Annotated in this window: 13 protein-coding genes; 12 read left to right on the plus strand and 1 reads right to left on the minus strand. The window is 71.2% G+C overall.

Translation table 11 applies throughout. From position 1 onward, the window contains the following. Positions 1-185: 185 nt before the first annotated feature. The 7 genes from OV207_RS20740 to OV207_RS20770 all read left to right on the plus strand — a co-directional run bounded on the left by OV207_RS20740 (position 186) and on the right by OV207_RS20770 (position 8,060). The gene (locus OV207_RS20740) at positions 186-572 is read left to right on the plus strand and encodes a BlaI/MecI/CopY family transcriptional regulator (protein ID WP_267556856.1); all 387 of its coding nucleotides are present in this window, start codon (positions 186-188) and stop codon (positions 570-572) included. Continuing rightward, a complete protein-coding gene (locus tag OV207_RS20745; RefSeq protein ID WP_267556857.1) occupies positions 569-2,413 on the plus strand; it encodes a M56 family metallopeptidase in 1,845 nt (614 codons plus the stop codon). The genes OV207_RS20740 and OV207_RS20745 overlap by 4 nt, the downstream gene beginning before the upstream one ends. A gap of 92 nt (positions 2,414-2,505) precedes the next feature. After that, positions 2,506-3,396, plus strand: coding sequence for a 4-hydroxy-3-methylbut-2-enyl diphosphate reductase (locus tag OV207_RS20750; protein WP_267556858.1), 891 nt, complete (start codon positions 2,506-2,508; stop codon positions 3,394-3,396). Between the two features lie 119 nt (positions 3,397-3,515). Then, positions 3,516-3,866 (plus strand): DUF3703 domain-containing protein, encoded by a 351-nt coding sequence (locus tag OV207_RS20755; RefSeq protein WP_267556859.1) that lies wholly within the window; start codon positions 3,516-3,518, stop codon positions 3,864-3,866. Positions 3,867-4,263: 397 nt separating this feature from the next. After that, positions 4,264-5,877 (plus strand): PA14 domain-containing protein, encoded by a 1,614-nt coding sequence (locus OV207_RS20760; RefSeq protein WP_267556860.1) that lies wholly within the window; start codon positions 4,264-4,266, stop codon positions 5,875-5,877. Between the two features lie 379 nt (positions 5,878-6,256). Further along, positions 6,257-7,570 (plus strand): hypothetical protein, encoded by a 1,314-nt coding sequence (locus tag OV207_RS20765; protein WP_267556861.1) that lies wholly within the window; start codon positions 6,257-6,259, stop codon positions 7,568-7,570. Between the two features lie 100 nt (positions 7,571-7,670). Next, complete coding sequence (locus tag OV207_RS20770; protein ID WP_193347527.1) at positions 7,671-8,060, plus strand: VOC family protein; 390 nt, start codon at positions 7,671-7,673, stop codon at positions 8,058-8,060. On the opposite strand, the gene OV207_RS20775 is transcribed toward OV207_RS20770, so the two are convergent. Beyond that, on the minus strand, positions 8,057-8,713 hold the full coding sequence (locus tag OV207_RS20775; RefSeq protein WP_227026974.1) for a hypothetical protein: 657 nt from the start codon (positions 8,711-8,713) through the stop codon (positions 8,057-8,059). The two genes, OV207_RS20770 and OV207_RS20775, sit on opposite strands and share 4 nt — an antisense overlap. Before the next feature lie 23 nt (positions 8,714-8,736). On the opposite strand from OV207_RS20775, the gene OV207_RS20780 reads away from it, so the two are divergent. The 5 genes from OV207_RS20780 to OV207_RS20800 all read left to right on the plus strand — a co-directional run bounded on the left by OV207_RS20780 (position 8,737) and on the right by OV207_RS20800 (position 14,146). Then, positions 8,737-9,609, plus strand: a complete 873-nt coding sequence (locus OV207_RS20780) for a lysophospholipid acyltransferase family protein (RefSeq protein WP_420715248.1) — start codon at positions 8,737-8,739, stop codon at positions 9,607-9,609. Continuing rightward, on the plus strand, positions 9,606-10,541 hold the full coding sequence (locus tag OV207_RS20785; protein ID WP_193347525.1) for an SDR family oxidoreductase: 936 nt from the start codon (positions 9,606-9,608) through the stop codon (positions 10,539-10,541). The genes OV207_RS20780 and OV207_RS20785 overlap by 4 nt, the downstream gene beginning before the upstream one ends. Before the next feature lie 16 nt (positions 10,542-10,557). Continuing rightward, entirely contained in the window at positions 10,558-11,778 is a 1,221-nt protein-coding gene (locus OV207_RS20790) for an MFS transporter (protein WP_267556863.1), read from the plus strand. A 146-nt stretch (positions 11,779-11,924) separates the two neighbouring features. After that, positions 11,925-13,112 (plus strand): endonuclease domain-containing protein, encoded by a 1,188-nt coding sequence (locus OV207_RS20795; RefSeq protein ID WP_267556864.1) that lies wholly within the window; start codon positions 11,925-11,927, stop codon positions 13,110-13,112. Positions 13,113-13,114: 2 nt separating this feature from the next. Continuing rightward, positions 13,115-14,146, plus strand: a complete 1,032-nt coding sequence (locus OV207_RS20800; protein WP_267556865.1) for a hypothetical protein — start codon at positions 13,115-13,117, stop codon at positions 14,144-14,146.

Genomic DNA, 14,146 nt, shown 5'->3' on the forward strand with positions numbered 1-14,146 from the left:
AGGGAGGAGCCATGCCCCCTTCCGATGCCAGCGCCCGCGCCGGGTTTCAGCCGCGACCGAGGCCGAAGCAGGTGAAGCCCGCGGCGCTTCCCTGCCCGCCCTCCCCATGAACTACGAAGACCTTCGTTGACATCTACGAAGTCGTTCGTATATCTACCCGGTATCGATGGAGGAGTGAGGGAGCCATGAGCCGAACCAAGCTGCCACGCCCCACGGATGCGGAGCTGGCCATCCTGCGGGTGCTGTGGGACCGGGGTGCCAGCACGGTGCGCGAGGTGCACGAGACGCTCCAGGATGGGAGCGGCTACACCACGGTGCTGAAGACGATGCAGATCATGACGGAGAAGGGGCTCGTCATGCGTGACGAGGCCCAGCGCGCGCACGTCTACAGCGCCCGCGTCCCCCGGGAGAACACCCAGCGGCAGCTGGTCACCGACCTGGTGGACCGCGTGTTCGGCGGGTCCCCGGCGCGGCTCGCGTTGCAGGCCCTGTCCACCAAGAAGACGTCCCCGGAGGAGCTGGCGGAGCTGCGCCAGTTGCTGGACTCGCTGGAGAAGGAGGCGGAGTCATGAACGGTCTCATCCTGGAGTCGGTGGGCTGGGCGCTGCTGCACCTGCTGTGGCAGGGCACGCTCGTCGCGGTGGCGCTGGCGCTGGCGCTGCGGTGGGTGCGGTCCGCGAACCTGCGCTACGCGCTGGCGTGTGGCGCGCTGGGCATCCTGCTCGTGCTGCCGGTGGCCACCGCGTGGCGGCACGCCGTCCGCACCCTGGAGGCGCGCGCGGCGAGGACGCTGCCCCCAGAGCGCACCGCGTTCGCGTCCCCGCTCGTGGCCACGAGGACGCTCCCGCGCACGCAGGCCGCGCCGGTGGGTGCCACCTCCGGGGCCGCGTCCCTGCCGCCGCTTGAGCAGGCCGTGCGGACCGTGGACGCGCGCCTGCCCTGGCTGGTGCTGGTGTGGGGGATGGGGGTGGCGGCCTCATCGCTGCGGCTGTTCAAGGGCTGGCTGGCGCTGCGGCGGCAGGTGGACGAGGCGGTGCAGGCTTCGCGTGAATGGCAGGAGCGGCTGGAGGCGATGGCCCGGCGGCTGAAGCTCTCGCGGCCGGTGCGCCTGCTGGTGTCGTCGAAGCTGGAGGTGCCGTCCACGCTGGGCTGGTTGAAGCCCGTGGTGCTGGTGCCCGCCGCCACGCTCACGGGGCTCTCCGTGCGGGAGCTGGAGCTGGTGCTGGCCCATGAGCTGGCCCACATCCGCCGGCACGACTTCGTGGTGAACGTGGCGCAGACGCTGGTGGAGACGCTGCTCTTCTACCATCCGGCCGTGTGGTGGACGTCCCGGGTCATCCGCGTGGAGCGGGAGAACTGCTGTGACGACCTCGCCGTGCGGCACGGCTCCGGCGCCCTGCCCTACGCCCGGGCGCTCACCGCGCTGGAAGCGCTGCGCCTGCAGGGCATGGACGCGGGCGGTCCCGCGCTGTCCGCGCTGGGCGGTTCGTTGAAGGACCGCGTGCAGCGGCTGGTGGTGGCGCCCGCGTCGCGGTGCTCCTCACGGCTGGCGGCGGGCGTCTCCGTCGTCACCCTGGCCAGCAGCCTCGCGGTGGCGGTGCCCCTCACCGCGCTCGCCGTGCAGCCGGTGAAGGTGTCGGATGTGAAGGCCGCGCCGGCCATCCCCACCCCGATGAGCGCACCGCTCCCGTTCGCTGGCGCCGCTCCGGTCGTTCCGCCCATCCCCGCCCCGGTCGTGGCGCCCCTGCCGGCCCTGGGCGCTCCCGCGGCGCTGCCCCACCCGGTCCTCGTCGCGGCGGCTCCGCCCGCGCGCCCCTCCGCCCCGAAGGCGCCGGGTGCCGGAAGGAAGGATGCCCCGGAGGCGGATGACGCCACCACCCGCGTGGGCGAAGGCCCCCTCACGGTGGATCAGCTCGTCTCGCTGAAGATCGCCGGCGTCACCCCGGACGTCGTCGCCCAGGTCAAGGCCATGGGCTACGCGCCCACGGTGCAGACGCTGGTCCAGTTCGGCCACGCGGGCATCACACCGGAGTACGCGAAGGACATGGCGGCCCGCTTCGGCAAGCCCCTCCCGTCCGAGCTGCTGGTGGGCATGAAACACCTGGGCGTCACGCCACAGTGGCTGGAGCAGATGGCGGGCCTGGGCTTCGCGAAGACGGACCCCGAGCAGCTGCTCGCGGCGAAGGCGCTGGGCATCGACGCGGCCTGGCTGAACGACCTGAAGTCCGCTGGCTTCGGCGGCCTGGACCTGGACACCGCCGTGGAGCTGCGCGCCCTGGGCGTCACCTCCCAGTACGTCCGTGAGCTGGAAGCGGCGGGCCTGAAGCCCGCCACCGTGGACGAGCTGCGCCGCCTGCGCACGGGCGGCGTCGACGCGGACTTCATCCGCCGCATGCAGCAGCCCCGGAAGTAACCCCCTTCTCCCCCTTCACCGCGCGGCCCACCCGCGCGCTCCCATCCGGAGCGCGTTGGCGGGCCGCGCCTTGCCCGAAAGGAGTCGCCGTCATGACGTCGCGCCTGTCGCCGTGGCTCACCGTGTTCGTGGTGCTCTTCGCCCTCCCCGTCCTCGCCGCAGGTGCCTGGGATTCCGGCGCATGGGTGGGCACGGTGCGGGAGCAGGAGCTGCACCTGTCCCTTCACCCGAAGGACCGTCCTGAGTCCCAGCACGGGTTCTCCACCCCGCTCACCGCCTTCCAGGGGCTGTCCACGAAGGAAGCAAGCAGCGCCCCGTTCAAGCTGGTGCGCGAAGCAGGCACCTTCGCCTTCGAGGGCCGCTTCACGGCCCAGCAGGGCACGGGCACCTGGCGCTTCACCCCCGACGCGGCCTACGTGAAGGCCCTGTCGGACCTGGGCATCCCCGCGCCGGATGCCCACGAGCAGCTCACGCTGGCCGCGGTCGGAGTGGGGCCCGCGCGCGTCAAGGCGCTGGCCGCCGCGGGCCATCGCGTGGGCACGGTGGAGGACCTGCTCCAGGTCGGCATCTTCAACGTCACCCCGGAGTACGTGCGGGCGCTCGCCGCCGCGGGCTACCCCAAGCTGTCGCTGGAGGAGCTCATCCAGTGCCGCATCCACGGCGTGACGCCCGAGCGCATCCAGGCCCTGGCCGCCGTGGGCTTCAAGGGGCTGGCCCTGGACTCGCTGCTGTCCATGAGCATCCACGGCGTGACGCCGGACTTCATCCGGGAGATGCGCGGCCTGGGCTTCAAGGACCTGACGGCCGAAGCGCTCGTGGGCCTGCGCATCCACGGCGTCACCCCCGCGTTCGTCCAGGAGATGCGCGGCCTGGGCTACACGAACGCCACCGCGGAGGACCTGATGCAGCTGCGCATCCACGGCATCGACTCCGTGTTCGTCCGCTCCCTGTCGAAGGACGCGGGCACGCCGCGCAAGCCGTAGCCTCGCGAAGGGCCTGTTCCCGGCTCCCGTCCGGAAGCCCCGGGTGTAGATTCCGGCGGGCGCGGACGTCCCTTCCGTCGCAACCGCCACGGGCCCCCGCCGGTCCAGGAGCCACGCGCATGGCCATGAGTCCCCACCTCAGTGGAGCGTTCGAGCAGGAGCTGCTCCACGCCCGTGAAGCCGAGGCGCGAGGAGCGCCGGACGCCGCCTGGAACCACCTGGAGCGGGCCCACATCCTCAGTCAGGCCCATGCCCTGCCCCACCTGCGGGTCCACGGAGCGATGTTCGCCTTCGCCGGGCGGGCCCGGGACTGGCGCGAGCTGCTGGGCCAGGTGCCCCGGCTCCTGCTGGCGGGCCCGGGTTCGCTCCTGGGGCGCGCACCCCGGGGCAACACCGGCGGCGCGGACGTGGGCATCTTCACCCCGATGCCCATCCCCGACGACCTCCAGCGCCTCCTGCGCCAGGGGTGAGCACACCAGGAGCGGCGCCCGCCGTGCGTGCGCCAGCGCTCCTTGATGGCCATGCCGCGCGGTCCGGAGACTTCGCGGTCGTCGCCCAGGTCTCCCCAACAATCCCTGTCGCAGGTGTTCGAGCAGGCCCGCCAGCACCCGCGGCTCTCCGCGCACGAGCCCGTGTCGGAGCGGGCACGGAGGGCATCGCGTCCCTGTTGAACCTGAAACGCGCAATAGCAGAAATACTTTTAAGCATGGAGAGTTCGGGCGAGCCTCCAGGCCCCCGATGTTTCACCCCATGGAGACAGCGATGTTCCACCTCGCTCGTGCCCGTTGCCGCGCGTTCGCCCGAACGTGTCTTGTCATTCCCACCCTCCTCACGCTGGCGTGTGAGGTCCGCGAAACCGGGACCGAAGTGCCGCGGGCCGGCGTCGCGAAGGGCGCGCTCACCGCCTCGTTGGCGGCGGAGCTGATCGACTCGGGAGGCTTCAACCATGACTGGCAGGTCAACGACGACGACGACGCCTCCGGCGCATGGGGTGCGGGCGATCTCGCCTACGTCGGCTACGACCTGGGGGCGCTGAAGCAGGTCCAGGAGGTGCGCAGCTACGGCGACCAGGCGCATGGCTTCGCCGTGCAGCTGTTCGACGCCAACTGGTCCCAGACGGGCTGGCATGAGTGCACGCTCGATGGCGGCAGCCTCACGTGGCAGGGCTGCGACATCCCGGACACCAACGCGCGCTTCGTCTACGTCCGCTACCGCACCCACACGGGGGGCTCGTGGGTGCAGGAGCTCGACCTGCGTGGCGACGCCGCCGGCAGTGGCCTGGGCATCCCGACAGGGGCCTTCCGCGGCACGTACTTCAGCGACAAGAACCTGACGCTGCAGGCGTTCCAGCGCCGGGACGCCGCCATCCAGTTCAACTGGGGCACGGGCAGCCCCGGCACGGGCGTGGGCGTTGACAACTTCAGCGTCCGCTGGGAGGGCGACTGGAACTTCGCCAGCGCGGGCACCTACCGGTTCTCCACGACGTCCGACGACGGCAGCCGCATCTACGTCGACGGCGACCTCGTCGTCGACCACTGGAGCGACCACGGCGCGACGACGTTGACGGGTGACGTCACCCTCACGGCCGGCGTGCACCGCGTGAAGGTCGAGTACTACGAGGCCACGGGCGGCGCGTCCGCCACCATCGGCTGGACCCTGCGCTCGAGCACCGTCCCGGGCACGGGCGGCATCCCCACCCCGCCGTCCGGCTGGGTGCTCGACATGCAGGACGACTTCAACTCGCTCGACGGGAACAAGTGGAAGCAGCAGCAGACCAACGTGCCGCTGTACCACACCGTCATGTACATGAACACGCGGAGCCACTGCGTGCCGGTCAATGGCTACCTGGAGATGCGCGCGCGCAAGCGCAATGACGGCTCGGGCGTCTGGGACGGCTGCTACCTGGACCAGGGCACGTGGTGGGACGCCAACGCCAACAAGCCCGCGCATCCCGGGTACGCGGACTACCAGGTGTCGTTCAAGGGGGACCTGCCTCCCGGCATGGGCACGGGCATGTACTTCCTGATGTGGCCCGTGGCGGAGAGCTGGGGCGGGACGCCGTGGCCGCCGGAGCTGGACCTCGTGGAGCTGCCCTTCAACGACGGCAGCGACGTCATGACGACCTGGCACTGGGACCCGGACAACAAGCAGTCGTCGGTCCGGCCGGCGGTGGACCGCACGGGAGGCAAGCAGTGGGTCTACACCGCGCGGCGCGTGGGCAATGACATCCGCATGTGGATTGGCAATCCCTCCACGAATGTCATCACCGAAATCCCGCTGCCCGCCGCGTTCTCCAACAACCCGGACTACAAGCGGATGCTGGTGGGCATGTCGAACTTCGTCGCCTCGAACTGGGCCGTCACCGGTTCGGCCTCGGCGTTCTGGTACGGCGATGCGAACGCCACGAACGCCACGGCCTGGACCGCCTCCATCGACTACGTGAAGGTCTGGAAGCCGGGCCCGGGGATGAGCGGTCGGTAGGGGCAAGGCAAGCCAGCCGGGGCCTCCACATGCCCCGGTCGGCTTCCGCCGTGCGCCTCCAGGAGCGCCCGGTGCGAAGTCTCCGGAGCGACCACGTCCGGGAGGAGCTGCCCCGTCTGCGCCAGGCGGACCCGCAGGCCCGGCACCGGATCATCGTGGGCATCGATGACCTGAACGGTGACTCGCCTGGGCATGGCCGCTCCTGGAGGACGCGGTGCGGACTGCACCGCCGGACGCCAAGCTACGGGCGTCGCAGGGGGCACGGCAACCGGGTGGCCCAGGGCGGTGGGCCGCGGTTCGCGGCCCCCCAGGTCGTTGGGCGCCCGCGGCCGGTTTGCTAGCCCCCCCCCGACGCCGCAGTCGCGCCAGGAGGCCACGCATGGAGGTCTACGACTCCGACGGAGGGACGCATGACACCGGGGACACCCCCGCCTTCATCCAGTGGATCGACACGCTCCACGCCAAGCGCGCCGTCAGCGACCTGAAGATCATCTCCACCTTCTTCCTGGAGAAGGGGCTGGCGACCCGGCCGACCTTCGACGTCGCCATCGCGGCGAGCAAGGTCCGCAGCGTCCTGGACAAGCTGACGCCGCACGCTCCGGCCCTGGGGGGCTCCCCCGTCACCCAGCTGCCGCGCGACCGGTGGTGGAAGCTCTTCATCGAAGGGCGCTACCACGGCAGCGGCAACAGGCACCGGGAGATGATCTTCGACCTGGAGCAGTCCCCGGGCTTCTACAACGCCATGATGAAGGCGTTCGACGCGTGGCTGAGCACGCGCCCATCACCGGCGGACCAGGTGGACTTCAAGCGCTACCACGCCATGCACGCGGCGGTGACGAAGTGCGTGTTCAAGCTCAATGACAAGATCTCCGAGCGCACCACCCGGCGCTTCATCCCGGTGCCCCACGAGCTCAGCCACTACACGAACTTCCCCATCGCGGTGACGGGACACGACATCTCCTGGGAGAGCCTCAAGGAGATGAACGACGACGGGGACATCGGGACCTACAAGACCCTGATGGCCAACCTGCACGCCCCCAAGGACGTGCTGGACCACTGGGTGGAGCGGGACTGGGCCACGTCCCTGCTCACCAGCACCCTGAGCAACCAGCTGCTCTGGGGCACCGCCTACGAACAGTCCGAGGTCAAGGGCAAGGTCAACGGCCTCTTCGAGCGCTACTACCGCGAGCGCGACCAGGCGCAGCAGCAGTCCTTGAAGAAGGCCCGGGTGGAGCTGAAGCTGCGCGCCATCGTGCGGGCCATCCGGGCCCTGCACGTGGGGCACTTCTACGCGGACGCCAACGGGCGTCTGAACACCATGCTGCTCCTGAACTACCTGCTGCTCCAGGAGGGCTTCAACCCCGTCATCCTCCACGACACCGCCATCTTCGGCGGAGCCCTCCGGATGTACGACCTCGTCACCGCCGTCCGCGAAGGCATGGAGGCCTTTGAACAGGAGGTGGCGGAGTCGAAGAAGCCCCAGCTGTCCAGCCTCCAGGGGACGCAGGGCGCCCGCCGGTGCGCCATCTGCGACCGCCCCGCCCTCAAGTCCCTGGCGTGTGGCAAGTGCCGGGGCCCCGCCGGGTACGTCTGTGACGGCAGGCTGTGCCAGCCGGAGCTCTGGGCCCTCAAGCCCCACGAGCCCCGCAGTGTCATCCCCCTCATGAATTGCCTCTGCGAGGCCTGCGCCTAGACACCCCCGCTTCAATTTGCCGCCCCACACCCCGCTTTTCGGTGTATTCCGGGCTCCCCCACCCCCAAGGCGCACCCCTGCGCGGACTCCAGGAGAAGCCATGCATCACAGCCGACTCAGCACCTTCGTCATCGACTGCAAGGGGGACGACTTCGACGCGTCCGCACGCTTCTGGAGCGCGGCGCTGGGGCGGAAGCTGAAGCCGGTGGATCCGGACTCGCCCAACTACCGCGAGCTGGAGGCGACGGCCGACGAGCCCTCCCTCCTCCTCCAGCAGGTGGAGCACGAAAGCCGCATCCACCTGGACATCGAATCGGATGACCTGGACGCGGAGCTGGAGCGCCTGGAGGCGCTGGGCGCCAGGCGCGTCGCCTACGTGAAGCGCTGGTGGGTCATGGAGGCGCCCACCGGACAGCGCTTCTGCATCGTCCGCCCGCAGCGCGGCCCCCTGGAGGGGCGCGCCAACGTGTGGGACGGCGAGGGGCGCTAGGAAGCGTCCGCGCGGGCGCCCAGGGCCGCCTGGAGCAGGTCCAGCAGCCCCGGCCACGCCTCGGCGGACAGCCACAGGCCCTCCGGGGCGTGCACCGAGGACAGGTGCAGGGAAGACGCCTCGAAGAGCCGGGCCGCCAGCGCGCCGTCCTCCGGCAGGCGGCCCTCCACCCGCAGCACCTGCCCGTCCCAGCGCAGCTCCGGCGGCAGCAGCTTCTGGGCCAGGGCCTTGAGCGCGGCCCTGCCGGCGCCCGTGCGCAGCGCCCCCATCAGCAGCGACGACGCGCCGGGGGACTCCTCCAGCTCCACCCGGCCCGGCGTGGCCAGCCACAGCGTGTAGCGCCCCTGGGCCAGCTCCACGCGCTCCGGGGTGGTCTCCACCCGCAGCTTCCAGCCTCGCACGGACAGCCGCAGGTCGTACACGGCGAGGCCCGACGCCCAGGAGCGCAGCTCCAGCCCCTTCACGCCCTGGAGCACCTGGCGCGACAGCGCCTCCACGCGCGCGTGCGACAGCCGCACCCGCCGGCCGGCCACGTCCACCGCGACCTCCGAGGAGAGCTGCTCCGGCAGCGCCCGGGCCCACGCGAGCGCGCCCTCCAGCATTCCCGTCCACGGCCCCGCCATCGTGCGCGCCTCCCAGGGGCGCCCCGCCATGCGGGGCACCTGTCGGGAGCACAATGGGGTACGCGGGGCCCCCGTGCAAAGCGCACGCGCGGTGCTACGGTGCGCCCGTGCCCCAGAGCGAGTCCCTGTCAGCCCGGGTGGAGCGGTTGGAGCTGCCCTTCAACGAGTACGGCGTCGACCCGTACGGCATCTCCAAGAAGCACCTGAAGCTGGCGCTGGAGTTCTTCGCCTTCCTCTACCGGAACTACTTCCGCGTGCGCTGCACCGGCGTGCAACACATCCCGAAGAAGGGCCGGGGCATGCTGGTGGGCAACCACTCCGGCGGCGTCGCGGTGGACGGGATGATGGTGCTCACCTCCACGATGCTGGAGATGGACCCGCCAAGGCTCGCGCAGGGCATGGTGGAGCGCTTCATCCACAAGTTCCCGGTGGCCTCCCTGTGGGCCAGCCGCACCGGCCAGTTCACCGGCCTGCCCGAGCACGCCGTGCGCCTGCTGGAGGACGACCGGCTCCTGATGATCTTCCCGGAGGGCGCCCGGGGCACCGCGAAGCTCTACACGGAGCGCTACTCGCTGGTGGACTTCGGCACGGGCTTCATCCGGCTGGCGCTCCAGACGCGCTCGCCCGTCATCCCCTTCGCCTTCCTGGGCGGCGGCGCGGCCATCCCCACGGTGACCAACGCGTACGCGCTGGGCAAGCTGCTGGGCGTGCCGTACGTGCCGCTCACGCCGTACCTGCTGCCCCTGCCCCTGCCGGTGGGGCTGGAGATCCACTACGGCGAGCCGCTCTTCTTCGAAGGCACCGGCGACGAGGAGGACCACGTCATCGAAGGGTACGTGAACCAGGTGAAGGACAGCATCACGCGGCTCATCGAGGAGCACCGCGCCGAGCGCAACCTGCGCCGCACCCGGAGGCTTTTGCCATGAAGGTCTTGATCCTGGGCATCTCCGGCGGCATCGCGCGCAGGCTGGCCCTGCGCCTGCGCGACAGCGGGCATCAGGTGGCGGGCATCGACGTCCGCCCGTGGCGCGACGGCCCCAAGGACATCCAGGTGCACCCGGTGGACGTGCGCAAGCGCGCCGCCGAGGACGTCTTCCGCCGCTGGAAGCCGGACGCGGTGGTGCACATGGCCACGGTGACGGCCTTCACGGTGCCGGGCGGCGAGCGGGGCCGCATCAACCTGGACGGCACCAAGGCGGTGTTCGACCACTGCGCCGCGCACGGCGTGAAGCAGGTGCTCTTCGTGGGCCGGCACACGTTCTACGGCGCCGCGCCGGACTCGCCGCTGTACCACTCCGAGGACGAGCCGCCGCGCGCGCTGGAGGCCATCCCGGAGCTGGCGGACCTGGTGGCCGCGGACCTGTACGCCGCGACGGCGCTGTGGCGCCTGCCGGACATCACCACCGCGGTGCTGCGGCTGGTGTACACGCTGGGCACGCCAGGGACGGGCACGCTCGCGAACCTGATTCGCGGCCGGCGCGTGCCCATGGTGCTGGGCTACGACCCGCTCTTCCACGTCCTGCAGGAGGAGGACGTGGTGACGGCGCTCCAGCTGGCGCTGGAGAAGCGCGTGCGCGGCATCTTCAACGTGGCGGGCCCTTCGCCCGTGCCGCTGTCGGTCATCATCAAGGGCACGGGCCGCACGCCGGTGCCGCTGCCCTCGCCGCTCCTGTCGCTGCTGATGGGACGGGCGGGCTTCCCCCGGCTGTCGGTGGGCGCGACGGACCACCTGAGGTACCCCATCGTGGTGGACAACAAGCGCTTCCTCGCGGCCACCGGCTTCCAGGCCACCTACGACGAGGGCCGCATCCTGAGGGCCTACGCGGACTCGCTGCCGGTGGGCCCGGGGCACGACTGACATGGTGGCGGAGAGCGTGAGCGTGGGTCAGCCCCAGGCAACCTCCCCGGGCCTGCTGCGCCGGGTGGAGGCGGTGGTGTTCCTCACCGTGTTCCTGGACCTGGTGGGCTTCGGCATCGTCATCCCGATGCTGCCCTTCTACGTGCAGTCCATGGGCGGCTCGGCGCGGATGGTGGGCGTCCTGCTGGGGTGCTTCTCCCTCACGCAGTTGCTGGCGACGCCGCTGTTGGGGCGCTACTCGGACCGGCACGGGCGGCGCGCCGTCATCCTGCTGAGCCTGCTGGCGAACGCGGTGGCGATGGTGCTGTTCGCGCTGGCCAGCTACGAGAAGATGCTCCCCCTGCTCTTCGCCTCGCGCATCCTCGCGGGGGCGACGTCCGGGAACATCTCCGCGTGTCAGGCGGCCATCGCGGACGTGACGACGAAGCAGACGCGCGCGAAGGCCATGGGCCGCATCGGCGCGGGCATTGGACTGGGCATGGTGCTGGGGCCGACGCTGGGCGGGGTGTTCTCCGGCCTGGGGCCGTGGGTGCCGCCGCTGCTCGCCGGAGGGCTGGCGCTGGTGGGCTTCGTGGGCGCGCTGGTGGCCATGCCGGAGACGCACCCTCCCGAGGCGCGCGTCCACGCGAAATCCCAGACGCGCTGGTCCGCGTTGCAGGACTCCCCCCGGCGCAAGGCCCTGGGGATGGTGCTGGTGTTGTTCTTCGCGGTGTTCCTGTCCATGACCACGCTCCAGGTGGCGTTCGCGCTGGTGGTGCAGGCGCGGCTGGACTGGGGCTCCAAGGAGGTGGGCTACACGTTCGCGGTGGTGGGCGGACTGGGGCTCATCATCCAGGGTGGCTTGATTGGCCCCCTGGCGCGCAGGGTGGGTGAGTTCCGGCTGCTCATCATCGGGGCGCTCCTGCTGGCGGCGGGAATGGGCGGGCTCGCGGTGTCCCAGCACGCGCCGCCGATGATGGCCGCCGTGGTGCTGGTGGGCGTGGGGATGGGGTTCGTCCAGCCGCTGATTTCGAGCCTCGCCTCCCAGGTGGCCGCGCCCACGCAGCAGGGCGCCGTGCTGGGTCTGGCGCAGTCGTGCGGGGGGCTCGCGCGCACGGTAGGGCCGGTGGCGACCGGCTGGATGTATGCGTCACTGGGCACCCAGACCCCCTTCCTGACGGGCATGGCCTCCGCGCTCGCGGCGGCGGGGCTGGGGCTGCTCCTGAGTCGGGAATCGCTGGAGGAGAAGTCGCGGTAGCGTGTCTCCAGACCCACCCGGGTCAATCCCTCCCCGGAAGTCCATACCTCCTTTGGGGATCTTGTCAGCACCCGACCTGGGAGAGCAGGCTTTGCATGCACAGGCGGTGGTGAAGCGATACCACTCCCGGGGGGGCAGGCTTGCCATTGGCGGGAGAAGTCGGGCTGCTGGATGCGTTGGATCGGCAGGCCCGACGCCGGAGGGAGGGCATCGCGACGCTGAGCGTCCTGGAGGGCCCGGCGGACGCCGCGAGCGCGCTCTGGGCCCGCTGGGCCGCCCGTCACGGCCTGGGGGTGGTGGAGGTCTCCGGTGAGGACCTGCACGCGGCGGCGCTGGGCTGGGCCCGGGCGCTGGCGGCCAGCAGGGACCTGGGGGCGGACGCGGAGGCGCTGGCGACGTTCAGCCTGACGGCCGCGAATCCCAGACACACGCCGGTGTTCACGGGCAAGACGGCGCACGAGCGGCGCGTGTTGCTGGACGGGCTGTCGCCGCCCGCGCGGTTGCCGGAGGCGACGTGGGCGCTGTGCCGTGCGCTCGTCGTCGGCAGGGAGGCGACGGCGCCGGGGGCGCTGCCGGACGCGGTGAGCGCGGCGCTGGCGAAGAGCGTGGGCGCGGGGCTCCGGGCCCTGCACGCGCTGGTGCCGCCCGGGTGCGCGCCGGTGGTGCGCGTGCCGGCGGGCGTGGCGCCGTCGTTCCGGGGGCTCCAGGTGGCCGGGGCGCTGAGCAACGCGGTGCCGGCGCTGGCGGTGGCGTGCGGGGTGACGGCCGAGGCGCTGGAGGCGTTCCTGGGCGGCGGGGAGTCCCGGCTGAAGGCGCTGGTGCGCGAGGGGCGGCTGGAGGTGCCCCGGGCGGCGGGGGTGGAGGGGGCGGTGGAGACGCTCCGGAAGCTGGAGCGCGCCGGGGCGCCCGAAGCGCAGCGGGTGAGCGCCGCGGAGGTGGCGCTGGAGGTGCTCACGGGCGCGGGGGACCCGGCCCCGGACAAGTCCCGGAGCAAGGCGGAGGCCTACCTGCGCGACCGGCTGGAGGAGCACGCGGCCACGGCGGGGGTCTTCGAACACAACGTCCGGCTGCACCCCGAGGACAAGCGCTCCTGGGAGGTGGACTTCCTGAGCCGGGAGCTGCGGCTCGCGGTGGAGGTCGACGGCTATTTCCACTTCCAGGATCCGGAGCGGTTCCGCCGCGACCGGCGCAAGGACCTGGACCTCCAGCGCGCGGGCTACTGGGTGTACCGGCTGCTCGCGACGGACGTGCTGTCCCAGTTGGAGCACATCCTCCACACCCTCGACACGTTGATTGCAGCCCGGAGGCGAGAGCTCGCCGGGCGGGAGCCATGACCATGGACAGCACCGACACCCCTGATACCCGACTCCAGGGCCTGGCCCTGGCCTGGCTGGCAACCCGTTCGGAGAAGAAGCCGGGCACGCGCAACGAGCTGGCGAAGACGCTGCATGCCTTCGTGGAGCACCGCTGGAGCCGGGGCGAGTGGACCGAGCGGTTCGACGCGCTGCTGGAAGGGTTGCAGGAGGCAAGGCTGGTGGAGAAGCGCTCGCGCACGGCGCTGGCGCTGACGGGCCAGGGCCGGCAGCGGGCGCTGAAGTTCCTGCGGGTGGATTCGCCCAAGGGGCTGACGTGGAAGCGGGTGAAGCAGCAGCACCTGCTGGCCAGGGGCCTGGGCCTGCCGAACTCCAAGGCGGTGTTCGGGAGGCTGGTGGATGCGAATGGTGTGCGCGCGTTGCTGCTCAAGCGGGCGCACAAGGTGGAGGGGCCGGAGACGCCGACGCTGGAGCAGGTGCGGGACCGGCTGTTGTGGCGTCAGCTGGGCGTGGAGACGGCGGAGAAGTTCTCCCTGCGCGCGGTGCAGGCGCACCTGCTGGGCCAGCTGCTGGAGCAGGACGTCAGCGACCCGAAGCGCGGCGTGGAGCAACTGGCCGCGAGGACCGTGAGCGCGGCGCGGGTGGACGCGGAGGTGGTGCGGCTGGCGGTGATGCGGGAGTGGGTGCTGGCGGAGGACGCGCCGGAGCCGAAGAAGACAGCCTCCCTCCCGATACACATGGAAGCCCCGCGACCGAAACCGAACGCCTCCCTAGCAACGGGTGGAGACGCCTTCGCGCAACGGGTGCTCGACGTCGCCAGGGCATCACCCACGGGCCGCTTTGGAGACAACAAGGTCTTCATTTCGCATGTCTGGAAGGGCATGCAGCCCGAGTGGTCGAACCGGGAGGCTTTCGATGCCGCATTGATTGACGCCAACCGTCAGCGACGCCTCTTGCTGAGCCGCGCGGATCTCGTCCAGCACATGAACGCCATGGACGTCGCTGATTCAGAGATCCAGTCCTACGGCGCCACCTACCACTTCGTCGTCGTCTAG

It is taken from the genome of Corallococcus sp. BB11-1 (assembly GCF_026626625.1).
Lineage (GTDB): Bacteria > Myxococcota > Myxococcia > Myxococcales > Myxococcaceae > Corallococcus > Corallococcus soli.

Coding starts and splice junctions, on each gene's coding strand:
- OV207_RS20755 (WP_267556859.1), top strand. CDS start 3,516: ATGGCCATGAGTCCCCACCTCAGTGGAGCGTTCGAGCAGGAGCTGCTC.
- OV207_RS20775 (WP_227026974.1), bottom strand. CDS start 8,713: ATGGCGGGGCGCCCCTGGGAGGCGCGCACGATGGCGGGGCCGTGGACG.
- OV207_RS20745 (WP_267556857.1), top strand. CDS start 569: ATGAACGGTCTCATCCTGGAGTCGGTGGGCTGGGCGCTGCTGCACCTG.
- OV207_RS20780 (WP_420715248.1), top strand. CDS start 8,737: ATGGGGTACGCGGGGCCCCCGTGCAAAGCGCACGCGCGGTGCTACGGT.
- OV207_RS20770 (WP_193347527.1), top strand. CDS start 7,671: ATGCATCACAGCCGACTCAGCACCTTCGTCATCGACTGCAAGGGGGAC.
- OV207_RS20765 (WP_267556861.1), top strand. CDS start 6,257: ATGGAGGTCTACGACTCCGACGGAGGGACGCATGACACCGGGGACACC.
- OV207_RS20800 (WP_267556865.1), top strand. CDS start 13,115: ATGGACAGCACCGACACCCCTGATACCCGACTCCAGGGCCTGGCCCTG.
- OV207_RS20740 (WP_267556856.1), top strand. CDS start 186: ATGAGCCGAACCAAGCTGCCACGCCCCACGGATGCGGAGCTGGCCATC.
- OV207_RS20785 (WP_193347525.1), top strand. CDS start 9,606: ATGAAGGTCTTGATCCTGGGCATCTCCGGCGGCATCGCGCGCAGGCTG.
- OV207_RS20750 (WP_267556858.1), top strand. CDS start 2,506: ATGACGTCGCGCCTGTCGCCGTGGCTCACCGTGTTCGTGGTGCTCTTC.